The sequence below is a fragment of the Flavobacterium sp. CLA17 genome (genome assembly GCF_013112255.2).
GTDB lineage: Bacteria > Bacteroidota > Bacteroidia > Flavobacteriales > Flavobacteriaceae > Flavobacterium > Flavobacterium circumlabens.
In genome coordinates this window covers 1,641,797-1,667,525 of the sequence record NZ_CP068294.1, presented here as the reverse complement: position 1 = coordinate 1,667,525, position 25,729 = coordinate 1,641,797, and the positions used below count along the sequence as shown (strand labels likewise).

Annotated in this window: 16 protein-coding genes and 1 tRNA gene; 12 read left to right on the top strand and 5 right to left on the bottom strand. The window is 36.9% G+C overall.

Annotated elements, in window-relative coordinates; translation table 11 throughout:
• Positions 1-17: 17 nt before the first annotated feature.
• Positions 18-2,165 carry a cation:proton antiporter gene (locus tag HAV12_RS07335; RefSeq protein WP_132034801.1) on the bottom strand — a complete coding sequence of 716 codons (2,148 nt, stop codon included), beginning with the start codon at positions 2,163-2,165 and terminating at the stop codon, positions 18-20.
• A gap of 320 nt (positions 2,166-2,485) precedes the next feature.
• Between HAV12_RS07335 and HAV12_RS07330 the strand changes: the two genes are divergently transcribed.
• From HAV12_RS07330 to HAV12_RS07290, 9 genes are all read left to right on the top strand, one after another.
• Positions 2,486-3,913: an L-serine ammonia-lyase gene (locus HAV12_RS07330; protein WP_171569076.1), complete on the top strand. Its 1,428-nt coding sequence runs from the start codon at positions 2,486-2,488 to the stop codon at positions 3,911-3,913.
• Between the two features lie 108 nt (positions 3,914-4,021).
• Positions 4,022-5,218 (top strand): SH3 domain-containing protein, encoded by a 1,197-nt coding sequence (locus tag HAV12_RS07325; protein ID WP_171569075.1) that lies wholly within the window; start codon positions 4,022-4,024, stop codon positions 5,216-5,218.
• A gap of 49 nt (positions 5,219-5,267) precedes the next feature.
• A complete protein-coding gene (gene panB / locus HAV12_RS07320) occupies positions 5,268-6,086 on the top strand; it encodes a 3-methyl-2-oxobutanoate hydroxymethyltransferase (RefSeq protein ID WP_171569074.1) in 819 nt (272 codons plus the stop codon).
• Positions 6,087-6,132: 46 nt separating this feature from the next.
• Positions 6,133-6,483, top strand: a complete 351-nt coding sequence (locus HAV12_RS07315) for a four helix bundle protein (protein ID WP_171569073.1) — start codon at positions 6,133-6,135, stop codon at positions 6,481-6,483.
• A 44-nt stretch (positions 6,484-6,527) separates the two neighbouring features.
• Positions 6,528-7,217 carry an RluA family pseudouridine synthase gene (locus HAV12_RS07310; protein WP_171569072.1) on the top strand — a complete coding sequence of 230 codons (690 nt, stop codon included), beginning with the start codon at positions 6,528-6,530 and terminating at the stop codon, positions 7,215-7,217.
• Between the two features lie 75 nt (positions 7,218-7,292).
• Positions 7,293-8,621 (top strand): aldehyde dehydrogenase, encoded by a 1,329-nt coding sequence (locus HAV12_RS07305; RefSeq protein WP_171569071.1) that lies wholly within the window; start codon positions 7,293-7,295, stop codon positions 8,619-8,621.
• A gap of 118 nt (positions 8,622-8,739) precedes the next feature.
• Positions 8,740-9,531 carry a hypothetical protein gene (locus HAV12_RS07300; RefSeq protein ID WP_171569070.1) on the top strand — a complete coding sequence of 264 codons (792 nt, stop codon included), beginning with the start codon at positions 8,740-8,742 and terminating at the stop codon, positions 9,529-9,531.
• Positions 9,532-9,626: 95 nt separating this feature from the next.
• Positions 9,627-13,310: a response regulator gene (locus HAV12_RS07295; RefSeq protein WP_171569069.1), complete on the top strand. Its 3,684-nt coding sequence runs from the start codon at positions 9,627-9,629 to the stop codon at positions 13,308-13,310.
• A gap of 91 nt (positions 13,311-13,401) precedes the next feature.
• On the top strand, positions 13,402-14,250 hold the full coding sequence (locus HAV12_RS07290; RefSeq protein ID WP_171569068.1) for a neutral zinc metallopeptidase: 849 nt from the start codon (positions 13,402-13,404) through the stop codon (positions 14,248-14,250).
• A 318-nt stretch (positions 14,251-14,568) separates the two neighbouring features.
• On the opposite strand, the gene HAV12_RS07285 is transcribed toward HAV12_RS07290, so the two are convergent.
• The 4 genes from HAV12_RS07285 to HAV12_RS07270 form a co-directional block, all read right to left on the bottom strand.
• Positions 14,569-14,642: transfer RNA gene (locus HAV12_RS07285), tRNA-His, on the bottom strand.
• Positions 14,643-14,707: 65 nt separating this feature from the next.
• Entirely contained in the window at positions 14,708-15,424 is a 717-nt protein-coding gene (bshB1, locus tag HAV12_RS07280; RefSeq protein WP_171569067.1) for a bacillithiol biosynthesis deacetylase BshB1, read from the bottom strand.
• A 113-nt stretch (positions 15,425-15,537) separates the two neighbouring features.
• Complete coding sequence (locus HAV12_RS07275; RefSeq protein WP_171571643.1) at positions 15,538-16,602, bottom strand: chorismate-binding protein; 1,065 nt, start codon at positions 16,600-16,602, stop codon at positions 15,538-15,540.
• 7 nt (positions 16,603-16,609) lie between these two features.
• Positions 16,610-17,038 (bottom strand): PaaI family thioesterase, encoded by a 429-nt coding sequence (locus HAV12_RS07270; RefSeq protein ID WP_171569066.1) that lies wholly within the window; start codon positions 17,036-17,038, stop codon positions 16,610-16,612.
• Positions 17,039-17,290: 252 nt separating this feature from the next.
• Here HAV12_RS07270 and HAV12_RS07265 point away from each other — a divergent pair, with 252 nt between their 5' ends.
• From HAV12_RS07265 to purL, 3 genes are all read left to right on the top strand, one after another.
• The gene (locus HAV12_RS07265; protein ID WP_171569065.1) at positions 17,291-18,805 is read left to right on the top strand and encodes a right-handed parallel beta-helix repeat-containing protein; all 1,515 of its coding nucleotides are present in this window, start codon (positions 17,291-17,293) and stop codon (positions 18,803-18,805) included.
• A gap of 323 nt (positions 18,806-19,128) precedes the next feature.
• Positions 19,129-20,979, top strand: coding sequence for an endonuclease (locus HAV12_RS07260; protein WP_171569064.1), 1,851 nt, complete (start codon positions 19,129-19,131; stop codon positions 20,977-20,979).
• A 796-nt stretch (positions 20,980-21,775) separates the two neighbouring features.
• A complete protein-coding gene (gene purL / locus HAV12_RS07255; RefSeq protein ID WP_171569063.1) occupies positions 21,776-25,429 on the top strand; it encodes a phosphoribosylformylglycinamidine synthase in 3,654 nt (1,217 codons plus the stop codon).
• The last annotated feature ends 300 nt before the right edge of the window (positions 25,430-25,729 follow it).

Genomic DNA, 25,729 nt, shown 5'->3' with positions numbered 1-25,729 from the left:
TTGCCATACTTATTATTCTAGCTTTTCTTCAAAATACTACCCAACCCTCTACCGATTTGCTCAATCGCTTCAAGACCTTTTGTTAATGGTGTAGCCGTAAAATCCTCGTAAGCATCCATAGAAGTGGCTTTACGATCATCTTGCGGATACACTAAAATCAGATTATTATCATCAAATGATTTTTCGAATTTCTGAGGCAGTTTATCAAAGATTGACTGATAGGAAACAGAACCTTTACGCGATAAATTAAATACAATTAAATCAGTCGGCGTGATTTCATCTGAAATAGCTTCAAAATCCTCCCAGTCCAAAATACTTTTGAAAGCTAACTTCGCATTTAACCTTAAATTAGTCGCAATCTGCGAAATCGTCTGATGTGTTTTATATTCCGCATAAATAACAATTGGAATGCTTAATTCCTGAGATAAACGACAAATTTTCTGAAGTAAAAGATGAAACCCTACGCCTCTTTCAGAAAAAGGCGGACAAATGAAAACCAGTCTTTTTTCTTCTATAAATGACTTTTGAAACCTGCAGATAAACAAACTTTTATCGACATTGTTAATAATTGAATCTACGTTTTCCCCAAAAATCTTATCCAGGAAACCCGTTTTTCGTGGCCAGCCAATAATGACAATATCTGCCATAATTTCTTTTGAAGTACGGGCAATTCCACTTGCCGGATTATGGTCAATTCTGGCAATGGTATTGATTTTCACTTCTGAAGCAGAACCCTGAATAACGAACTTATCAACCGCTTTTTTATATTTCAGGATGTTAATTTCGGCCTGATCATTATTGGGTACGATAGTCAGCAAAGTGACCGGATTGGTTGATTTCTTATCCTTTATTAAAAGTGCAAAATCCAAAAGACCTGCCGTTGCCGAAGTTTTGGCCAGCGGAATCAGAATATGTTCTTCTAAAATCTGATCTTTATTGGCATCTTCGTGAGAAACTTCTTCTTCGCAGATTGCAATTTTCTTAGCCGCTTTTTCAGTAGCAAAAGAAGCTACGATACACGTTATTAAAATTAGAATAATCGTCCCGTTTAAGATATTTTCATCCAGAATTTTGGCTTTAAAACCTACCAGAATAACCGCCAGGGTTGCCGCGGCATGCGCACTGCTCAATCCGAAAATAAGCTGTCTTTCGGTTTTGGTATATTTAAAAACGACCTGTGTAAAAAAGGCGGCAATCCATTTTCCGAAAATAGCAACAACACTCAGTGTTCCGGCGACAATCAAAGCCGTTGGTCCACTTAAAATCACGCTGATATCAACCAGCATTCCAACAGAAATCAGGAAAAACGGAATAAACAATGAATTTCCGATAAACTCAATCCTGTTCATTAAAGCAGAGGAATGCGGAATTAAAGGGTTTAATGCCAAACCGGCAACGAAAGCTCCAATTATAGGTTCCACTCCTGCTACTTCCGCCAAAAAGGCTGCAAAGAAAACGACAGAAAGTACAAAGATATAATGAGCGTGTTTTTCACTTTCCAGTTTTTTAAAGAACCATTTGGCAATTCTTGGAATGACCAAAAACATAATCGCTGAGAAAATGGCCAGCGAAACGCCTAATTTTATCCAGAAAGCCTGGTTCAGGTTGCCCTGACTGCTTCCCATAATAATCGCCAGAATGATTAAAACCGCAGTATCAGTCAGAATCGTTCCGCCAACAGTTATGGCAACCGCCTGATTTTTGGCGATTCCTAATTTACTTACGATCGGATAGGCTACCAAAGTATGCGTGGCAAACATACTTGCCGTTAAAAAACTGGCGTTAAAATCGTATTGCAACAAATAAAAACAAACCGGAAATCCGATTGTTAGTGGAAAGATAAAGGTGAAAAAACCAAATAATAAACTCTTATTTTTGTTGGCTTTAAATTCGTTCATATCGAGTTCCAGACCTGCAATAAACATAATATACAAAAGACCTATTGTTGAAAATAAATCAACCGCCGAGTTTTTTGCCAGAATATTTAACCCGTGAGGTCCGATGATTACTCCGGAAATTATTAAACCAATAATACCGGGAATATTTATTTTCTTTAATAAAATCGGGGACAATAAAATAATGAAAAGTATCAACGAAAAAATTAATACTGGATTGCTTAGTGGTAATTCAAATTCTTGTAAAAAATGCTGAAAAAATTCTATCATTAGTGTAATTTTATCTTCTTGGTGGTATTTTAGTTGTTCGTAAAAAAGGCGTATCAATTAAAATGAAACCCACGGAAGTTTTAGTTTACTGATTTTTTTAAAAGGATAAAAAAATCAAATTCTTTAGTATATGCTTCAGTACAAAAATACCTAAAAAAACGACGAACTTTTTACGAAAGTTCTATATTAAGCATTTAAATTTATTTCGTTGTCAAATTATTAAAATTTAATATCTTTTTTAACAAAACCGCAAGATTTATAAATGATAATAAAACTTCTTTGCATTATTCAATTATCTTTGTCTTAATAAAAATTGAACAATGGAAGAATGTGTCTCTGTTTTTGATATGCTTAAAATTGGTGTCGGGCCTTCAAGCTCGCATACACTTGGTCCCTGGCGTGCGGCCGAACGTTTTTTGGAAGAGCTAAAAAACGAATCAATTTTAGACCAGATTAAACGGGTAAAAGTCGATTTATACGGATCCCTTTCTTTAACCGGAAAAGGCCATGCTACCGATTTGGCTGTTATGTTAGGTTTAAGTGGTCAGGATCCCGAATATATTCCGGTTGAAAATATTGCCGGAATTATAAAAAATATCGAAGACAAAAATGAAATCGTTCTGGGAAATCAGATTACGATTCCGTTTTATTTTCTTCAGGACATTGTTTTCAATAAAGAGTTTCTTCCTTTCCATGCCAACGGATTAAAATTTACCGCTTACAAAGCCGATGACTCTGAATATGAATCGACTTTTTATTCTATTGGCGGCGGTTTTGTTGTGAAGGAAGAACGCGAAAATGCCAAAATCAAAGAAGTTATAAAATGTGCCTTCCCCTTCCCGATTCAAAATGCAGTGGAACTTTTAGACTATACCCTTTCTGAGGACAAACTGATTTCTGAAATTGTTTACGAAAACGAAAAATCAATGCGTACGGAAGCAGAAATTCACTCCGAATTAATGCGCATCTGGAACACGATGCTGGAATGTATGTATATTGGCTGCCATACCGGAGGAATACTTCCGGGCGGTTTACACGTTCGCAGAAGAGCTTTCGATATGCATCAGAATTTAATCGGTTTATCCAATTATAGTTCTCCACAAACCTGGCTGGAAGAAATTCGAAAAACCGAAGTAAAATTTCGTCAGATCCTGAAATGGGTAAGTTGTTTTGCACTTGCCGTGAATGAAGTAAATGCATCCCTGGGGCGTGTCGTAACAGCACCAACCAATGGAAGTGCAGGTGTAATTCCGGCTGTATTAATGTATTATCTGGTAATCGAAAACCATGACGCCGGAGAAAAGGAAATCAAACAATTTCTGATGGTTGCCGGAGAAATCGGAAGTATCTTCAAAAAAGGATCTACCATTTCGGCCGCAATGGGCGGTTGTCAGGCAGAAATTGGCGTCTCGTCTTCTATGGCTGCTGCTGCACTTTGTGAATTAATGGGCGGAAGTCCTGCTCAGGTTCTGATGGCTGCCGAAATTGCCATGGAACATCATTTAGGTCTGACCTGTGACCCAATTGGCGGTCTCGTTCAGATTCCATGTATTGAAAGAAATACGATGGGTGCCATAAAAGCCATAAATGCTGCCGAGTTAGCGCTGGAAACTGATTCGAGAAATGCAAAAGTGCCATTAGACAAGGTAATCGATACCATGTGGCAAACCGCAAAAGACATGAATTCCAAATATAAAGAAACTTCTGAAGGCGGTTTGGCAATTGCCGTAAATATGGCGGATTGTTAAAACGTTTGCTTAATTTATTTTTGCCACAGATTAAAGGATTAGCACAGATTAAATAATCCTTTTAAATCTTTTAATCTGTGGCAAAAAAACTCTCCCAAAAAATACTTCATGAAAAAATATTACTTTTTAGCAATCCTATTTTGCTCCGTTATACTGCACGCTCAGGAACGCTATTTCCTCAATTCAGATACCCGTTTGTACACTTCACCAAACACTTCTGCTGAATTTTTAGGATATTTTAAATATGGTGCTGAAGTTCAATTATTATCCGAAAGTAAAAACGGCTGGTATAAAGTAAAATCAGATAATTTATCGGAAGGCTATATTCCCGACAAATTCGTTACCACACGGTTAAACGCTGCCGATGTTAAAGTCAGAGACAATGAAAATCCACTTATAGAAGGCAATGATAATTATTATGGGAGCAACCATCTTTTTGTTTTAGTGGCCGGTTTGAAAGCGCGTGCCCAGCCTGATAAAAATTCAAAAATTAAAGAAATCCTGAATACAGGTGACCCTGTGGCAATTAATTATCTTCCTAAAAACCAGGAAGAATGGGTAAATATAAGCGGGAATTTTAGTGATGAATACGCTAAATTTACATTAAGAAAATTCGTTGGAAAAAGACCTGACTTCAATACTTTACTCAAAGAGTTTGACAAACTCGATGTTACTAATATTCAAGAACGCAAAACGGTTGGCGAGCGACTTGTAGAACTGGCCTGGAATAGCAACAGTGCAACTTTAGCTCCGGCTTATCAAAAATATTATGAGGTAGTCAAACAAATAAACGATCCAAAACTTCTGGCTGATACCGAATTGAATATGATCATAGCCAAAGGATTAGCTAAGCATAAAAATCCGGAAGAAATTCTTGCTTTAGTTAAAAAATCAGAATTTGTTCTGAAAGGAGTAAAAACAAAATCGCTGTTTTTAACTCAGAAAGATTTAGTGAGGATATTTGGAAAACCGGTAAAAAAAGCAACCATAAGCGATGAATGCAGCGTTTACTTAAGTGACCTTTTTTATTATTACCCGGATTTGGAAGCGTCTGTCGATGAAAAACAAAATCAGGCAGAAATAACCAAAGTTTTTATCAACGAAAACAACAAACTCGTTTTTAATGCCAATGCAACTTTAGACCATTCGGTATCCGAAAAAGCATTTGTCGAAAAATACGGCCCTTATATTGGCGCCTCCATAAAGGCACCACATCTTTACTCCATACAATTGGAAGACAGTGAATTTAAAATAGAGTTCAGAGATGGAAAGTTATTTAACATCGAAATATTCTTCTATTGCTGATTTCAATCTATAATTATTCAATACTTTTACATCTTCAAAAAAAAATAAAATGTCAGTAGCAAAAAAAGATTATAAAAGAATCACAACAAAGTCATTAATCGAAATGAAAAGCAACGGAGAAAAAATCTCTATGCTTACGGCTTACGATTTTACAATGGCTAAAATTGTGGATACCGCAGGAGTCGATGTGATTTTAGTCGGCGATTCAGCCTCAAACGTTATGGCGGGTCACGAAACAACATTGCCAATTACCTTAGATCAGATGATTTATCACGCTTCGTCTGTAGTCCGTGCGGTAGAAAGAGCATTAGTGGTAGTTGATTTACCTTTTGGAAGTTATCAGTCTGATCCAAAAGAAGCTTTGCGTTCTGCTATTAGAATCATGAAAGAAAGTGGCGGTCACGCCGTAAAACTTGAAGGAGGAAAAGAAATTAAGGAATCAATCAAAAAAATATTAAACGCAGGAATCCCGGTTATGGGACATTTGGGTTTAACCCCACAATCCATCTATAAATTCGGAACATACAGCGTTCGTGCAAAAGAAGACGAAGAAGCTGAAAAACTTATTGAAGATGCCAAAATGCTTGAAAAAATAGGCTGTTTTGGTGTTGTTTTAGAAAAAATACCAGCACATTTAGCAGAGCAGGTTGCCAAAAGTATTTCGATCCCTGTTATTGGTATTGGTGCCGGAGGCGGCGTTGACGGGCAGGTTTTGGTTATTCACGATATGTTAGGAATGAACAACGAATTCAGTCCGCGTTTCTTACGTCGTTATCTAAATTTATACGACGAAATGACCAAAGCAATTGGTCAGTATGCTGCTGATGTTAAGTCTAGTGATTTTCCGAATTCTACTGAACAATATTAGATTATTGGATTTTTTGATTGTTGGAAAAAAACTAAATTAAATTATAATGCACAGATTTAAGGATTTAGAAATTTGGAAATCAAGCAGAAAATTCTGTTCTGAGATTTATAACATTACATCTAATTTCCCCGAATCAGAAAAATTTGGTTTAACAAATCAACTTCGTCGTGCCTCTGTATCTGTACCTTCCAATATTGCTGAAGGATGTTCCAGAAGCAGTAACAAAGATTTCTCAAGGTTTCTTGAAATTGCAATTGGTTCTATTTTTGAAATTGAAACTCAATTACTAATCTCTTTTGATTTAGGTTATATCAATCAAATTAAACTAGATGAATTATGTATTAATCTTGATAGAATCGTAAAAATGACATCGAAATTTAAATCTACTTTAGTCTAAATTCAGTCGAACAATCTAAAAATCCAATAATCTAAAAATCGATTTTGAAAATACTTTCCAATAAAAACAATCTCCAAATCCTACACGAAGACAATCACATTATTGTGGTCAATAAACGTGTGGGTGATATTGTACAGGGTGATAAAACCGGTGACAAGCCTTTATCTGATGTGGTTAAGGAATACATTAAAGACAAATACAATAAACCGGGTGATGTATTTCTGGGGGTCATTCATCGTTTGGACAGGCCTACTACGGGAATCGTGGTTTTTGCCAGAACCAGCAAAGCGTTAACGCGAATGAACGAAATGTTCAGCAATCGCGAAACACAAAAAACATATTGGGCAGTTGTTAAAAACAAACCCGTTGAAACAACTGCCAAATTGGTTCATTTTCTAAAGCGAAATGAAAAAAATAATACCTCAAAAGCCCATTTAAAAGAAGTTCCTGACAGTAAAATTGCAAGTTTGGATTATACTGTTTTCAAAGAACTTCAGAATTATGTGGCTTTAGAGATCAATCTTCATACAGGCCGCCATCATCAGATTCGTGCGCAATTGGCCGCAATCGGCTCTCCTATAAAAGGAGATTTAAAATATGGATCCGACCGGAGTAATCCCGACGGAGGGATTCATCTGCACGCCAGAAAATTAGTTTTTGTGCATCCTGTTTCTAAAGAAAACACTACAATTATTGCGCCTGTGCCCGATGAAACGATCTGGAATGCCCTGTGATTTTATGATGAAATTGTTATTTTTTTAAATTTTATCATTTAACTTGCAGAGTCAAAAAATCAAGTTAATCGCAAAATGGACTACAAAAACGACATCGGATACAGAAAAGAAACGCTAAAAAAGTTATTGTATAACATTCAGAAAAGCGAGGATTTAATTGCAAAAGCGTTATACGATGATTTTAAAAAGCCTGAATTTGAAGCTGTTTTAACCGAAACCAATTATGTCATTTCAGAATTGAAAGACACCATTAAGAATATCCATAAGTGGGCAAAACCAAAACGTATTTTCCCATCGCTTCTTAATTTTCCTTCCACCGATTATATTTACAAAGAACCGTACGGAAAAGTATTGGTAATTGCACCTTGGAATTACCCTTTTCAACTTGCCTTGTGCCCGCTTATCTCGGCTGTTGCAGCAGGAAACAGCGTGGTTTTAAAACCTTCGGAACTTACACCCCATACATCAGCAATCATAACGAAGATCATTCAGAAGACTTTTCATATCAATCACGTTGAAGTTTTTGAAGGTGGTGTAGAAGTTTCAAATAAACTACTGGCACAACGATGGGATTATATCTTCTTTACCGGAAGCGTAGCCGTAGGTAAAGTGGTTGCCAAAGCCGCTGCGGAAAATCTGACTCCCGTTACCCTTGAATTAGGCGGAAAAAACCCTTGTATTATTGATGAAACCGCCGATTTAAAATTAGCTGCCAAAAGAATTGTCTGGGGCAAGTTTATCAATGCCGGCCAAACCTGTATTGCTCCCGATTATATCCTGATTCAAAAGAATATGAAAATCAATTTTCTCTCTTTTATGATGGAAGAAATTACAAAAGCCTACGGTAAAAAAATGGAGAAATCGCCTGATTTTGCCCGAATCATCAATACCAAAAACTGGTTGCGTTTAGTGAATATGATTGATCCGGAAAGAGTAATATTTGGCGGAGAAACAGATGCCAACGCCTTATATATCGCACCGACACTTCTTGAAGAACCAAGTTTGGACAGTCCTGTGATGAAAGAAGAAATTTTTGGTCCAATTTTACCTATCCTTACGTATGAGACGGAAGAAGAAATTAAAAATGTAATCAGCAGATATGAGAAACCTCTTGCATTTTACGTTTTTAGTGATAACAAATCTTTTGCCAAAAAACTAATTACAACTTACTCTTTCGGAGGCGGTTGCATCAACGATACTGTGGTACATTTTTCTAATAAAAGACTCCCTTTTGGCGGTGTAGGCCATAGTGGTATAGGAGCGTATCATGGCCGACTAAGCTTTGATATTTTCTCGCATCACAAAGGAGTGGTCAAAAAAGGAAACTGGCTGGACCTGCCGATGCGTTATGCCCCTTATAAAGATAAATTAACGGCAATTAAACGCATATTAGACTGGTTATAAGCACTAAAACATTTTAGTAATGTTTTGTAGATTTTTATATGGAATTGATTAAAAATATTATATTTACGTCTGAATAACATCAAAGAAAACAGACTATAAAACAATTTTACTCAAAAAAATGAAATCTACACTTGACCAAATCGAAGACATTAGGAAAAATGGCTATTCGTTAGATTTTTCGAATGTATTCAACCACGCTTTCGAAAACTACAAAAAAATAGCACTTTATGCAGGATTGATATTATTGGTATTTTCTATTTTAGCTTTTTTCCTTGGCGGAGGAATTTTAGTGGCACTTTATGGAGTTGAACATTTTAATGAACAATTCTTCAAAAACCTTCAAAGCGAACAGCCAGACAGTTCAATCTTAATGATCTACACTTTAGTGATTGCTTTTGTAGCTGCATTTTTAAGTCCGTTTACAGCAGGATTTCTAAAAATGGCTGATTGTGCAGATAAAGATGAGGCGTTTACTGTTTCCACTATTTTTTCTTATTATACGTCACGTCACTTTTCAAACCTTTTTATAGCCACCTTGTCAATCTCTTTGTTGGGTGGGTTAATTTCAGTTGGTTTCAGCTTACTGGGCATTATGTTCGTAGATACCCTCATTACAGTTGTGATTACCTTATTTACTACGCTAACAATTCCTTTGATCATTTTTGGTGAACTAAACGCGATAGACGCTATCAAATCGAGCGTTATGATCGTAAGTAAACAACCCTTTGTAATTCTTCTTTTAGTGATCGTTGGAGGACTGGCTTCTATGGTTGGTTTTATTGGCTGTTGTATTGGTATTGTATTTACAATTCCAATTACATACTCCGTAAATTACGCGATTTACAGAGCTATCATATTAAATGATGAAGACGAAAATTCTATTGACGCTATTGGTCAGTCAGATTTATAATAATTACAGATTTTCTAAATAAAAAAAAGAGCTTAACCTACTCTTTTTAGAAACTCAAAAAAGCTGTTTACTAAACCAAATATACCCCAAATACTATGGTAAAAAACTATAGTTGTATTCATTCATTGATTTCGGGACTCACCACTTTTGGAGATGCCCTGAAAGCAAGCGGATTAAACTGGTTTGTATTCAATTCTGATATTATTTTCTATAACAATCCTAAAATCATTATTTTAGGATTGTCCTTAGCTGGCTTTCTTACTTTGCTGATCTATCAATTTTTTAGAATTAAGGCTAAAATTGGATATTTCATCGAAAAGAAAAGAGAAGATGACACAGCCAGCAGGGAATACCAGCTCTACATTCTATTCTTTGGGATCGCCATTATTGTAATCGAAATTATCAATGAAATCTTTAAGATCAGACCCAAAAGTTTATTGATCGCAAATGTATCCCTTGGTTTTTTTGTACTGCTGATTTATTTTGTAACCGATAAAATAAAAGCACTGAGAGATAAAATTCAGCCCATTTTTATCTTCTCTTTCTTTATTTATATTTCCTATGTTGCCTACAATATTACTTACCTTTCTAATGATGTTGTACCAATTATTGTTTTTTTAATTTCGTTTTTCTTTGCTTATAATATTTTAAAGCCCATCAGGATTTACTGGATTTTCGTCGCCTTGGCTTTTACCTTTCAGATCATTACAATTGCTTTTCATTTAATTCCGTTAAAATCCTCCATATTATTAATCAATTTTTCGATTCTGATTTTCATTATCAATCAGGTAAAATATGCCGTTTTATTAAACAGCCGGGATAATTTCAGATTTACAAATGAAATTGTTCACAAAGGAAATTCGCTTACTATTGCAACCAATCAAAAAGGCGAAATATTATTTTGCAGTGAAACCATTACCTCTATTTTAGGGTATCTGCCGGATGAAGTTATGGCCATGAAATTCTGGAAACTCACTGAAGACCAGGAATTCATACAAGAAAATCACAATAAAATGCAGATTGATGATAAACTGTATATTCAGAAATTAAAAAATAAGAATGGCGAGTACAAATACATCCAATGGAAAGATAAAAAGTTTTCTGAAGATTTAATTATTAGCATTGGTCAGGATGTTACGGAGCAGATTATAGTTCAGGACCAATACAAAAACCTGATTCAGACCGCTACGGATATTATATTTGAAATCAATGTGGATGGTTATTTTACGTTTGTAAATGAATTTGGGTTTTCTATTTTAGGCTATTATGAAAGTGAAATAATTATGCAGCATTATTCCAATTTCATCCATGAAGATTATATAAAAAATGCCGTTGATTTTTACGAAAATTTAGAGCAGAATGAAATCAATTATCCCACTATTGAAATTCCGATCTTAAAGAAAAACGGCGAGGAATTATGGATTTCCCAAAAAGTAATTATTCGTAAAAATGACTTAGGCCAGACCATTGGTTTTGCAGGTATCGCAAGAGATATTACGGAAATAAAAGATATTGAAAACGAGAAAAAAAGGCGTCTCGAAAAAATCGAATCCTACAACAATTCCACCAAAAAATTATCAACCACCGATTTTCGGAACTACAGCAATTTTCAAACCGTAATTGATTATATCATTCAGGAAGCTGCGACCGTATCCAGGACAAACAGAGTGAGTTTCTGGAGATATTCCAATGACATTATAACCTGCAAAAACTTATTTAGCCGGGACAATCAGAGTTTAAGTGATAAAAATGTTCTCGATAAGGAATCGTATCCCATTTACTTTGAAACCTTAAAAAACAAAGCCATTATAAACGCTCCGGATGTTTTTAATAAATTAGAAACCTCCGAATTTAAGGAAGTCTATTTTACCCGGAATAAAATAAAATCGATGCTGGACGTGCCTATTTTCCTGAACGGGCAACTGGCTGGCGTGGCTTGTTTTGAAAGTACCGAGGAAAAAAGAGAGTGGGATAATGAAGATATCAATTATGCCAGAACCATATCAGATGTGATATCGCTGGCCATTTCATCCCAAATGCGGCTTAAAGCAGAAAAAAAACTGGAACTGAAAAGTGAATTACTTTCTGCATTGGCCCTTTGTACGGAAAAATTTTTAATGAGCAAAAGCACGCATAAAATGTTTGAAGAGACCTACGAAATTATAGGGGAAGCCTCAAATGTCGATCATATTTTTTATTACGAAAAAGACTTTGAAACCAAAACCATTACCCAGCAATACAAATGGTCCAGAGATGGTGTAAAACATCAAATAACAGAATTACAACATTTTACAGAAGAAGATTTAAAAGAAATAATTGAACATTCTCAAAGTAAAAAAGTGTTAAGCACTTTAACACAAAACCTCGAAGATACTTTTTTCAAAAAATTGCTGATTGCCAATGAAATCAAATCTATTTTGATTTTGCCTTTATATACCAATAATACCTTTTCAGGTTTTATCGGTTTTGATGACTGCACCAAAGACAGAAAATGGACGGATGATGAAATCTACATTTTTCAGACACTGGCCAATAATATTTCATCAGCTTTGGACCGAAACAGAAATCAGGCGAAAATCAAAGAAAGCGAAGATGCCATAAAAGCCAAAGAACTGGCAGAAGCGGCAAATAAATCAAAATCTGATTTCCTGGCCAATATGTCCCATGAAATTCGTACGCCTTTAAACGGCATTATCGGATTTACACATTTACTGATGAAAACGAATCTTGAAGAAATTCAGGAAAAGTACATGACAACCATCAATCAGTCCGCGCATTCTTTATTGGAAATCATCAATGATATCCTTGATTTCTCTAAAATTGAGGCCGGAAAACTGGAGCTTTTTATAGACCTCTACGACATCCAGAAAATATTGGGACAAATATTTGATTTAATCGTTTATGAATCCAATCAAAAAAGTCTTCAACTTGAACTGAACGTCGATCCAAACGTGCCGAAGTACATCTGGACCGATATTGTACGTCTAAAACAAATCCTGATCAACCTTTTATCCAATGCCATTAAGTTTACAAACGAAGGCTGCATCAAACTAAACGTTTCGGTCATTGAGCAAAAATCAGAAGAAAATTACATCATCCGTTTCTCGGTAGTTGATACCGGAATAGGCATACTGGAAAAAAATCAGAAGAAAATATTCAAGGCTTTTTCCCAGGAAGACAGCTCTACGACCAGAAAATTCGGAGGAACCGGTCTAGGACTAACCATCTCTAATCAGCTGCTGGCTTTGATGGAAAGCCGTTTACAGCTCAAAAGCAAAATAGACGAGGGAAGTAATTTTTATTTTGACCTGAATTTAAATATCAGTCACAAAAGCATCAATGAAAAATACAAAATAGTATCCAAAACAATCAACCACGAATTTGATCTGAATTACTATTCCAATCAAAAAAAATTAAGCATCTTAATTGTAGAAGACAACAAAGTAAACATGCTGTTGCTGAAAACAATCTTAAAAAACCTGAATCTCAATACGATTATTTATGAATGCGAGAATGGTTATGAAGCGGTAAACCAAATTGAAAACATTAGTCCGGACCTTGTTTTTATGGACATTCAAATGCCAATTATGAATGGTTATGAAGCCACAAAAGCCATTAGAAATACACTAACAGGCAAAAGCATTCCGATAATTGCGGTGACAGCCGGCGCCGAAAAAGACGAACGGAATAAATGTATCTCTGCCGGAATGAACGATTACATCTCAAAACCTATTATTCGCGGTACGGTTGAAGAGGCATTGTCGAAATGGATAAAATAGAAAAAAGTTAATCCCGTGGTGTAACTCTATTTTCAAAAAAAACTCTAAATTCGTAAAGCTGAAATTATAGTAACCACAAAAACAATACAATATGAAATGGAGAGGCACAAGACAAAGTGATAACGTTGAAGACAGAAGAGGTTTATCTGGCGGAAAAGTTGCCGTAGGAGGCGGAGTTATTGGTATAATTATTTTGTTGCTAAACGTTTTTGGTGGTGAAACCGGGCAAACTGTTGGGAATGTATTACAGCAAATGCAAGGTGGGCAACAGCAAACTGAGGCTGCTGCACCATTAAGTAAAGAAGAGGAAGAAATGGGTAATTTTGTTAAATCTGTTCTGGCAAAAACAGAAGACACCTGGAGCAAAATTTTTACCGAAAACGGCATGACCTACGAAAAGCCTAAATTAGTACTTTTCAAAGGTTCCGTACAAACAGCCTGCGGTGGAGCCTCTTCTGCTTCCGGACCATTTTACTGTCCCGGAGACCAAAAAGTATACATGGATTTAGAATTCTTTGAAGAACTAAAAACAAAATTTGGAGCCAAGGGTGGTGACTTTGCAATTGCATACGTTATAGCCCATGAAATTGGCCACCACATTCAGACCTTACTCGGGACTTCAGAAAAAATGCGTGAAGAACAACAGGGAAAAAGCGAAGCCGAGGCTAATAAGTTATCTGTAGCTTTAGAACTACAAGCTGATTTTTATGCCGGAGTATGGGCTCATGATAATCAGCAATATATTGAAGCTGGTGATATCGAAGAAGCCTTAAGTGCTGCAAATGCCGTTGGAGACGATGCGATTCAAAGTAAAATGAGCGGAGAAGTAGTTCCCGATTCTTTTACACATGGTTCATCGGAACAAAGAATGTACTGGTTTAAAAAAGGTTTTAGCTCCGGAGATATCAAACAGGGAACCACTTTTGAAGAAATAAGATAATACACAACCAAATATAATAAACCAATTGAAGCATGACTTAAACGTCATGCTTTTTTTGTATCAAAAAAAAAAAAAAAGACAATCTTTAAAATCCAAATTCCAAACTTTATAATGCTTTACAATGTTCATTTCGACGTAAGGAGAAATCACATCACCTATTCCGTGCTGTGCGTCTATGCGCATGTGATTTCTCCTTACGTCGAAATGACAAAAAAATATTGACCCAATTCTAATTGCTGAGATTTGGAATTTAAGATTCGAGATTTAAATTAATGGTACAAAAAAAGCCTTGAATTTCTTCAAGGCTTTAAATTTCTGGGTGGCTGACCGGGTTCGAACCGGCGACCCTCGGCACCACAAACCAATACTCTAACCAGCTGAGCTACAACCACCATTTTTCTTTGCGGTTGCAAATATACAACAAAGGTTTACTTCTACAAAGAAAAATTTGAAAAAATTACATCAAATTTTCTAAGCTATTGACAGCCAAACATCTTTCAACAGTAAATCCTTCCGCAAAATCTTTCCCAACAAGCCTTCCTAAGTCCTGCGCACGGTAATTTAAGCTTTCCAGGAAGTTTTTGCTTGTAATGGGTGTAGCAGGCTCTTTTGAACTGGCATCATAAAATTGTGTTTTATACGCCAGAATAGCTTCTATTTTTTTCTCTTCAAACCCTGTGATGTCTACCACGAAATCAGGTTCAATGTTTTTCCACTGAATATAGTGATAAACGACTTTTGGTCGCCAGGCTTCCTGATTCACTCCGTCAATTGAAGTTTCAATTTTCATTAAACCGGATAAGAAGCAAGCGTCAGAAACTAATTTACTTCCTTTCCCGTGGTCGATATGACGATCGTCAATGGCATTGCACAATACAATTTCAGGTTGATACTTTCGGATCATTTTAATAACTTCCAGCTGATGTTTTTCATCATTTACAAAAAAGCCATCACGCATGGCCAAGTTCTCACGAACTACAACACCCAAAACTTTTGCTGCATCCGCTGCCTCCTGATCTCTGATTTCAGCCGTACCACGCGTACCCAGTTCACCACGTGTTAAATCAACAATACCTACTTTTTTACCCAGTGATACTTCTTTTAAAATGGTTCCGGCACAACCTAATTCCACATCATCCGGATGTGCGCCAAAGGCTAGTATATCTAATTTCATTTTGTTTGTTTGTTTTTTTTGTTTCAGGTTTCAGGTTTCAGGTTTCAGGTTTTGAGTCGCAGTTTTCAGTCTCAGTATGCAGTGCGACTGAAAACTGCGACTGCGACTATTTTTCACTTCCCCAAAACTCTTTTCATTGTCATCGATTTATTGACACTTTCCTCCCACTCTTTCTCAGGAATACTTTCTTTGGTAATACCGCAGCCCATGTACAAAATGGCTTTATTTTCCATAATCTGCATGCTGCGTAAATTTACGAATAAATCAGAACTTACGGCATTTGATGCCAGGCTGCTGTTTAATTCCCCTAAAAACCCCGTGTAAAAAGTCCGGTCATAGTTTTCGTTTGCAATGATAAATGCTTTTGCTTTCTTTTTAGGCAAACCGCAGACTGCAGGTGTTGGATGCAGCGTATCAATTACTTCTTCCAAAGTCGAATTTTCATTTAAAACACCCGAAATATCGGTTTTAATATGCCAGATCGATCCCGCTTTGATACTGTAAGGCTCCGTCACCTCAACCGATAGCGCCACTTCACGAAGTCGTTTTACAATAAAATCGGTTACATATTGCTGTTCGTCTTTTTCTTTTTGCTGCCAGGAAATTTCAATTTCCGATTCGGCTTTTTGCGTTCCGGCCAAAGCTGTGGTTTCAAATACATTTCCGTTGGCTTTTAATAATTGTTCCGGCGTTGCCCCCATCCAGAAGCCGATTTCAGGATGAAAAAAGCAATAACTAAAAGTAGTCGGATACAATTGAATCAACTGCTGAAAAGTCGTTATAAAATCGAAATCGGTTACCGCTACACTTTCGCTTCTTGATAAGACCACTTTTTTGAACTCTTCGTTTTTAATCGCCTGAATTCCTTTGGCAACTAAATCTTCATACTGTTTTTTAGCAGCTGGATCAAAACCGGAATCATTCCTTTCAATCAGACTGAACTCCATATTTTCCTGTTCAGCAGTAATAATTTCAGATTCGTTTTCCGGAATCAGAATCAGTTGCTTTTCATCAAAAGAAGCAAAGACAAATCCTTTTTCGGTAAAATCAGAAACGGTATGCAAAACATTATTTTGCTGTAAAAGCCCAATCATTTTAGTGGAAGTGGGTTTGGAATAAAGTACAAATGGTAAATTTTGCTCTTTATGCAGTTTTATTTTAGAGAAGAAATTATTCATCATTCCACTAGCTTTTCTTTCGATCCAGAACCATATTCGTCAATTTGCAAAGTGAAATCAGATTGCCTTCTTCATCGGTAATTTTAATTTCCCAAAGATGGATGCTTCTTCCTTTATGAATGATACGTGCTGTGCCAAAAACCCAGCCTTCACGAATACTTTTCAGGTGATTGGCAGAAATCTCGATGCCACGGACTTCCTGTTCTTTTGGGTCTATAAAGAAAAAGGATGCCGCACTTCCAACGCTTTCAGCCAAAGCGACTGAAGCTCCTCCGTGTAACAATCCCATAGGCTGGTGAACAGCAGGATTTACCGGCATTTTTGCGGTCAGAAAATCTTCGCCGGCATCTATATATTCTATTTTCAGGGTTTCCATCAGTGTGTTTTTAGTAAACTGATTGCAACGCTCTAATATTTGCTCTTTTGTGTAATTCATTAAAGTGGAATTTAAAATCGTAAAATTAAAGAAAAGAAGAGATACAAATTAAAAAATACAATCCTATTATTAAAATGATCTTCGAACCTGTCCGTTTTTTGTTATTTTTACAAAACAATAACAGCAGTCTGCGGTAGAAACGTAATATTTTTTGCCACAGATTTCACAGATTCACATCGATTAGATTATTTGCATTGCGCATAGAAAAAATCTTTTAATGCTTAAATCTGTGGCAAAAAAAAACTTATTCAGATGCGTAAATACTTTATACTTTTCATTCTCGGTTTACTTTTAGCGGTTAGTGCCTGTAGAACTGATTTTGACACCGTAGCCAGTTCCGGAAATTTAAAGTTTTCAAAAGATACCGTTTACCTGGATACAGTTTTTAAAAACATCGGTTCAAGTACCTATCAGCTTAAAGTGTACAACAAAAGCAAAGATGATATTTCAATTCCCGTTATTCAGCTTAAAAAAGGATTAAGCTCCAAATACCGAATGACAGTCGACGGAACAAGCGGAAACAATGGTAAAATCTTCAATAACGTTACCCTTTTGGCCAAAGACAGTTTGTATATTTTTATAGAAACAACGGCAGACATTACAGATGCTAACCCGACTGATTTTTTATATACCGATGAAATTCAATTTGACAGTGGGGCCAATCTTCAAAAAGTGGCATTGGTCACCTTGATTCAGGATGCGGTTTTTTTATTTCCCAAACAAAATCCGGACGGAACCAAGGAAAAAATCGAGATCGATGGCAAAGCAGTTGATGGTTTTTATCTGGATGAAAATGATACTGCAAACGGAAATGAACTCCTTTTCACCAACAAAAAACCGTATGTTGTTTACGGGTATGCAGCAGTTCCTGAGAATAAAACCATCACTTTCGAAGCAGGTGCCAAAGTATTCTTTCACGCTAATTCAGGACTTTTTGTAGATAAAAATGCTTCCCTGCAAATTAACGGAGCGGTTTCAACAACTGAAAAATTAGAAAATGAAGTTGTTTTTGAAGGTGATCGCCTGGAATCCCTGTATTCGGATATTCCCGGACAATGGGGCGCCATTATTCTGGCTGACGGAAGTACAAATCATTCCATCAATCATCTGACACTAAAAAATGCAACCATTGGTTTATCGATCAGAAAACAGGACGCGACAACGGTTCAGCTTAAAAACACACAAATTTACAACTGTTCACAATATGGCATTTTAGCACAGAATGCCCGAATCAAAGGAGAGAATGTTGTCATTAATTATTCCGGTTTGGCGGGTTTATCCTGTATTTATGGCGGGGATTACAGTTTTACACATAGTACTTTTTACAACAACTGGCCAAGTGGCGACCATTTTGCCGTTAACTTAAGCAACCGACTGTCCGGTGCCACTCCGGAAACGAAAGACCTGACTCAGGCTACGTTTAACAATTGTATTATTTATGGTTCCAATACCAGTGAATTTAATTTAGACAAAAGCACAAGCGCGCAATTCGTCTATCAATTGAATAATTGTTTACTGAAATTCAGCGGCACAAGTAAAAATCCGGATTACCAGTTTAAGGATGATGCCGTGCATTATACGAACATCATTCTGAATGAAAATCCAAAGTTTTATAACGTGTCTCAGAACAAATTCAATATTGATAAAACTTCTGCCGCTTTCGCGAAAGGAAATCAGGCATATGCAATTCCATTGGACATTATCGGAAAAACTAGGACTTCCCCACCCGATCTGGGCGCTTACCAGAGTGCCGACTTTCCAAAATAAAGATTTTCTACAAAGCGTAAAGATTACGTTTTTTACCATATAAGTGATGTAAGTTCATTTAAGGTTCCTTCAAATTTCGCTCGCAAAGACGCAAAGTCGCAAAGTTTTTTATTTGTAATACTTAAATTCAAACTTTGTCACTTTGCACCTTTGTCCCTTTGAACCTTTGAACACTTATATGGTAAAAGAAACAACCGTAAGAAAATATATCTAAAAATAATCATTCCTTAACCCAGCGTATTCATAAAAATAGTAGATTTGGTACACAAATAAATTAAAACACTATTAATCAATTTATTACCAACCAAATTAAACTATTATTTATGAAAAAAAGCTACTCTTCGTTTCTATTACTGATCTTTACTATTGCGGGTTTTGCACAAATCCCGTCCGGTTATTACAGCACTGCCACCGGAACCGGTTACACTTTAAAAACACAATTATACAACATTATTAAAGGCCATACCGATAACGGATATTCGGGTTTATATACCACCTATCAAGCGTCTGATGTTGATAATTTCTACGAAAATGACGGTACTGTTTTAGACATGTATTCTGAAAATCCATCAGGAACAGATCCTTACAATTACAGCACGGGAAGCACCCAAAGATGTGGTAATTATTCCGTAGAAGGTGACTGCTATAATAGGGAACACATCATTCCGCAATCTACTTTTAACGAGCAATCCCCTATGGTTTCCGATGCCCATTTTATCACACCGACCGATGGAAAAGTAAACGGAATTCGTTCTAATTACCCACATGGAAATGTGAGTTCAGTAACTTACACTTCTCAAAACGGAAGCAAATTGGGATCAAGTGCCGTATCCGGATATTCAGGAACTGTTTTCGAACCTGTAAATGCTTTCAAAGGAGATATTGCCAGAATGTATTTCTATTTTGCCACCCGTTATGAAAATACGGTTGCAGGCTATTCCTACCCTATGTTTGACGGATCAAGCAATAAAGTATTTACAGCTGCATTTTTAAGCGTACTTTTAGCCTGGAACGCACAAGATCCGGTAAGCGCGAGAGAAATCGCCCGAAACAATGCTATTTATGCCCGTCAGAACAATAGAAATCCTTATATAGACCATCCGGAATATGTAAATCAAATCTGGGGAGGCACACCACCCTCCGGAGATACTACGGCTCCAACAGCTCCGACAAGTTTAGCATCAACAACCAAAACAGCGACTTCCATTACAGTGGCCTGGACTGCTTCTACAGATAATACTGCCGTTACCGGATATGATGTATATGCAAACAGCGTTCTGAAAACTACTGTTTCAGGAGTAACAGCAACTATTACGGGTTTAACGGCATCAACAAGTTATTCTATTTATGTAAAAGCCAAAGATGCCGCCGGAAACATTTCTTCGTCAAGCAATACCATTGCTGTTACCACAAACAGCGGCGGAACAGGAACAGCTTCCGAACTGCTTTTCTCTGAATACATTGAAGGTTCAGGAAACAATAAAGCTTTAGAGATTGCCAACAATACCGGAAGTTCCGTTAACATGTCTGTTTATACCATAAAAAAACAAACCAACGGTGCAGGTTCGTGGAGTACCGGTTTAACCCTGAGCGGAACACTGAGCAGCGGAAGCAAATACGTAGTGGTTAACAGTTCAATATCTTCTGCTTGTTTCTCAAAAAGTTCGGCTAATATTTCTACAGCAGCAACAGAACTTACTTTTAACGGAAATGATGCAGTAGGTTTATTCAAAAACGGTGTTTTAATAGACATTATCGGAACTTTTAGCGGCGGAACTGCCAATTTTGCTATTGATGTAACTTTAAGAAGAAAATCGACGGTAACGGCTCCGAGCACAACCTTCAACCTAAGTTCACAATGGGATTCGTATACTACGGATACCTGCAATAACTTAGCCAGCAAAACAGCCATTGCAACTAAAGAAGAAGCTGAATCCGTTTCTGATGAAATTATAATTTATCCGAATCCTTCCAATGGAAATTTTAATATCGGCTATAATAACTCAGACGCTCCTTATTCGATTGAAATCATTTCATTTTCAGGACAAAAAGTTTTTGAAAAACAAAATGCAACGAATCCGGAAATAGCGGTAAGTCATCTTGCGAAAGGAATATATATTGTTGTCATCACGAAAGATGAAAAAACAGTGTATAAAAAGATTATCATCAACTAATTTAAAAATTAGATCCTTATTTATTAAAAAGCGGCAAATTGCCGCTTTTTTTGTTTTAGTTTCCCACAGATTTTGTAGATTGAGCAGATTTATTTCAATTATAAATCCGCTTAATCTTTTACTAATCCTTGTATCTGCTTAATCTGCCACGACCCGATAGCGAACAGGCGAAGCAAATCTGCGGGAGACCCAATCCCAAGGTATCGGAAGCAAAGCTTTTTCTTAGCCTCAGATTAAAATATTTTTTTTCAATTGCCTCCAGCTTTAGCTGGAGATTTAAAAAATAGAATTGAAAAGGCTTTAGCCGAACTGTACTGGTTTGGCTAAAGCCTTTCGTTTTGATTATTTTATTACATCCAGCTAAAGCTGGACGCTATTCAATCTACAGCGTCTCTGCGTATAGATGATAAAAAGAATAGCATCAGCTCAATCATCTACTAATCCTTGTATCTGCTCAATCTGCCACCCGAGCGATAGCGAACTGGCGAAGCAAATCTGCGGAAGATTAAAAGCTACACTTCTTAAATGAACTTACATCACTTACATGGTCAAAAAAAAGGTGTAAATTTTGCACACAAAGTCACAAAATCGGAAAGTTTTTTTAATTGTGCCGCTCAAATTCAAACTTTGTTCCTTTATTCCTTTGTCCCTTTGCATCTTTGTCCCTTTGAACCTTTGAACACCTTATATGGTCAAAAAAAAGCAGCTGCATTTTTTTTAAAAGACTTCGTTTTCAAATTTGCGCTTACTATTTATTTACACTAAATTTGCACCTCAATACAACAAACTACACAAAATGATCCATTTCTTTGAAAACCAAAGCAAAACTGTTTTTGCAGTACAAACGCAAAACGAAATTTCGGCTCAAGACATTTCAAAACTAAACTGGCTTTTTGCCAACTCCAATAAGATCGAAAAATCCGCACTGACGGATTTTTTTGTTGGTCCCCGCGCCACGATGATCACACCCTGGAGTACAAATGCTGTAGAGATTACTCAGAATATGGGTATTCCGGGCATCATCAGAATTGAAGAATTTCATCCGGCAACGGAAGACTTTACCGATTTTGATCCGATGCTTTCTCAAAAATTCAGCCAGCTGGATCAGGAAATTTTCACGATCAACGTACAGCCGGAACCTATTCTGGAAATCGATGATATTGCAACTTACAATAAAGCAGAAGGTTTGGCTTTAAGCCAGGAAGAAGTAGATTATTTAGACAATCTTGCAACAAAACTGCGAAGAAAACTAACCGATTCTGAAATTTTTGCTTTCTCACAAGCCAATTCAGAGCACTGTCGTCACAAGATTTTCAACGGAACATTTGTTATTGACGGTGAAGAAAAAGAAACTTCTTTATTCAAATTAATCAAGAAAACATCACAGCAAAACCCTAACGATATTGTTTCTGCTTACAAAGACAACGTTGCTTTTGTAAAAGGACCAAAAGTGCAGCAGTTTGCACCAAAATCAGCTGACAAACCAGACTTTTATGAAGTAAAAGAATTTGATTCGGTTATTTCATTAAAAGCAGAAACACACAATTTCCCAACCACTGTAGAACCTTTCAACGGAGCAGCAACAGGATCGGGAGGAGAAATTCGGGATCGTTTGGCAGGTGGCCAGGGTTCTTTGCCATTGGCAGGAACTGCAGTTTATATGACTTCCTATTCTCGTTTGAAAGAAGACAGAAAATGGGAAAATGCAGTGGAAGAAAGAAAATGGCTGTACCAGACGCCAATGGATATTTTAATTAAAGCTTCAAACGGAGCTTCTGATTTCGGAAATAAATTCGGGCAACCGTTAATTACCGGTTCGGTTTTAACTTTTGAACACCAGGAAAACGACCGCAAAATTGGTTACGATAAAGTAATCATGCAGGCGGGTGGAATTGGTTACGGAAAACTGGATCAATCCATCAAAAAGAAACCACAGGAAGGCGACAAAATCGTCATCTTAGGTGGAGAAAATTATAGAATCGGAATGGGTGGTGCTGCGGTTTCCTCTGCAGATACCGGAGCTTTTGGATCAGGAATTGAATTAAATGCGATCCAGCGCTCTAATCCCGAAATGCAAAAACGGGCGGCTAACGCCATTCGTGGTTTGGTGGAAAGCGATCATAACCCAATTGTATCAATTCACGATCACGGTGCAGGCGGACACTTAAACTGTCTTTCTGAATTGGTGGAAGAAACCGGAGGTTTGATTGATTTAGATAAATTGCCTGTTGGGGACCCGACACTTTCGGCAAAAGAAATTATCGGAAACGAGTCTCAGGAAAGAATGGGACTGGTGATCGGCCAGAAAGATATTGACATTTTACAAAGAATTGCCGACAGAGAGCGTTCGCCAATGTATCAGGTTGGAGATGTAACGGGAGACCACCGTTTTACTTTCGAATCAAAATCAAACGGTTCCAAACCGATGGATTATGCTTTGGAAGATTTCTTCGGAAGTTCTCCAAAAACGGTAATGACCGATAAAACAATCGATAGAAAATATGCGGATGTTTCTTATGACAGCGCCCATTTTGAAAAATATTTACAAGACGTTTTACGTTTAGAAGCCGTTGGTTCAAAAGACTGGTTAACGAATAAAGTTGACCGTTGTGTGGGTGGAAAAGTTGCCAAACAACAAAATGCAGGACCGTTGCAATTGCCTTTGAACAATGTGGGTGTAATGGCTTTGGATTATTTAGGAAAAGAAGGAATCGCTACTTCTATTGGCCACGCACCTATCGCCGCTTTGATTGATCCGGTGGCGGGAAGCAGAAATGCTATTGCAGAATCGTTATCCAACATTGTCTGGGCTCCGATTAAAGACGGTTTAAAAGGAATTTCATTATCAGCCAACTGGATGTGGGCTTGTAAAAACGAAGGCGAAGACGCCCGTTTGTACGCTGCGGTTGAAGGCTGTTCAGAATTTGCAATCGAATTGGGAATCAATATTCCAACGGGAAAAGATTCACTTTCGATGAAACAAAAATATCCAAATGACGAAGTAATCGCACCGGGAACGGTTATTATTTCTGCGGGAGGAAATTGTATCGACATCAAAAAAGTAGTAGAGCCTGTTTTACAGAAAAACGGAGATTCTATTTATTACATCAACTTGTCTCAGGATGCTTTCCAGTTGGGAGGTTCGTCTTTTGCTCAAATCAGAAACACCATCGGAAAAGAAACGTCAACTATAAAAGATGCTTCTTTCTTTAAAACGGCCTTCAATACGATTCAGGAATTGATTTTAGACGATCAGATCCTGGCAGGACACGATATAGGAAGCGGTGGTTTGATTACCACTTTACTGGAAATGTGTTTTGCGGATGTAAATCTGGGTGCTAAAATTGATTTTTCTGCTTTCGCTGAAAAAGATCTGTTGAAAATCCTTTTTGCAGAAAACATCGGAATTGTGTTCCAGGCGAAATCAAACGAAGCTGTTGAAGCTAAATTAAAAGGAAACGATATCGAATTCTTCAAAATTGGTTCCGTGCAAAGTACGCCAAGTTTGGAATTTGGAATTTATAATTTGGATATTGAGAAATATAGAGACATTTGGTTCGAAACTTCTTATTTACTAGACCAGAAACAATCTAAAAACGGAAGAGCTCAGGCACGTTTCGAAAACTATAAAAATCAGGTTTTAAACTATACTTTCCCGGCACATTTCACTGGTAAAAAACCTGTCATCTCGAGCGAAGTCGAGAGACCTAAGGCCGCTATTATCCGTGAAAAAGGAAGTAATTCCGAGCGCGAAATGGCAAATGCTATGTACTTAGCTGGTTTTGATGTAAAAGACGTTCACATGACCGATTTGATTTCAGGTCGTGAAACTTTGGAAGACATTCAGTTTATTGGTGCTGTGGGAGGATTCTCCAATTCAGATGTTTTAGGTTCTGCCAAAGGCTGGGCAGGTGCTTTCTTATACAACGAAAAAGCAAAAACAGCTTTGGATAATTTCTTTAAAAGAGAAGACACATTATCTGTCGGAATCTGTAATGGCTGCCAGTTGTTTATGGAACTAGAGGTAATCAATCCGGAGCATGAAGTACACGGAAAATTATTGCATAACGAAAGCCAGAAACACGAAAGTATCTTTACTTCTGTAAAAGTTCAGGAGAATAATTCGGTGATGTTATCGACATTGGCCGGAAGTACTTTAGGAGTTTGGGTTTCTCACGGAGAAGGAAAATTCAATTTGCCTTTAGCCGAAGAAAACTATAACATTGTTTCTAAATATGCGTACGAAGGTTATCCTGCAAATCCAAATGGTTCTGATTATAACACAGCAATGATGTGTGACAAAACCGGAAGACATTTAGTGATGATGCCTCATATCGAGCGTTCCACTTTCCAATGGAACTGGGCACATTACCCAAAAGACAGAAATGACGAGGTTTCTCCTTGGCATGAAGCTTTTGTAAACGCCAGAAAATGGATTGAGAAAATCTAAAAAAATATAAAACGCTCGAATTATCGAGCGTTTTTTTTGCCACAGATTAAATGATATAAAAAGATTTTTTTTGCCATGACTCGAGCGATAGCGAACAGGCGAGGCAATTGCATGAATTTTCACGAATAAATTAATTTGTAATGCGAAAAACTTGCCACAGATTGGAGGATTAAAATGATTAAAAATTGCTTTGTTGTTTGCAATTAGCAAACAATTAAATAATTATAATTCGTGAAAATTCGTGCAATTCGTGGCAAAAAAACTTTATTCTTTACCCTAAAAAATTGCCCCGACGCTATC

Bases quoted from the DNA above. Each gene is read 5' to 3' on its own strand.
- HAV12_RS07335 (WP_132034801.1), bottom strand. From the start codon at position 2,165: ATGATAGAATTTTTTCAGCATTTTTTACAAGAATTTGAATTACCACTA.
- HAV12_RS07330 (WP_171569076.1), top strand. From the start codon at position 2,486: ATGGAAGAATGTGTCTCTGTTTTTGATATGCTTAAAATTGGTGTCGGG.
- HAV12_RS07325 (WP_171569075.1), top strand. From the start codon at position 4,022: ATGAAAAAATATTACTTTTTAGCAATCCTATTTTGCTCCGTTATACTG.
- panB (WP_171569074.1), top strand. From the start codon at position 5,268: ATGTCAGTAGCAAAAAAAGATTATAAAAGAATCACAACAAAGTCATTA.
- HAV12_RS07315 (WP_171569073.1), top strand. From the start codon at position 6,133: ATGCACAGATTTAAGGATTTAGAAATTTGGAAATCAAGCAGAAAATTC.
- HAV12_RS07305 (WP_171569071.1), top strand. From the start codon at position 7,293: ATGGACTACAAAAACGACATCGGATACAGAAAAGAAACGCTAAAAAAG.
- HAV12_RS07300 (WP_171569070.1), top strand. From the start codon at position 8,740: ATGAAATCTACACTTGACCAAATCGAAGACATTAGGAAAAATGGCTAT.
- HAV12_RS07295 (WP_171569069.1), top strand. From the start codon at position 9,627: ATGGTAAAAAACTATAGTTGTATTCATTCATTGATTTCGGGACTCACC.
- HAV12_RS07290 (WP_171569068.1), top strand. From the start codon at position 13,402: ATGAAATGGAGAGGCACAAGACAAAGTGATAACGTTGAAGACAGAAGA.
- bshB1 (WP_171569067.1), bottom strand. From the start codon at position 15,424: ATGAAATTAGATATACTAGCCTTTGGCGCACATCCGGATGATGTGGAA.
- HAV12_RS07275 (WP_171571643.1), bottom strand. From the start codon at position 16,602: ATGAATAATTTCTTCTCTAAAATAAAACTGCATAAAGAGCAAAATTTA.
- HAV12_RS07270 (WP_171569066.1), bottom strand. From the start codon at position 17,038: ATGAATTACACAAAAGAGCAAATATTAGAGCGTTGCAATCAGTTTACT.
- HAV12_RS07265 (WP_171569065.1), top strand. From the start codon at position 17,291: ATGCGTAAATACTTTATACTTTTCATTCTCGGTTTACTTTTAGCGGTT.
- HAV12_RS07260 (WP_171569064.1), top strand. From the start codon at position 19,129: ATGAAAAAAAGCTACTCTTCGTTTCTATTACTGATCTTTACTATTGCG.
- purL (WP_171569063.1), top strand. From the start codon at position 21,776: ATGATCCATTTCTTTGAAAACCAAAGCAAAACTGTTTTTGCAGTACAA.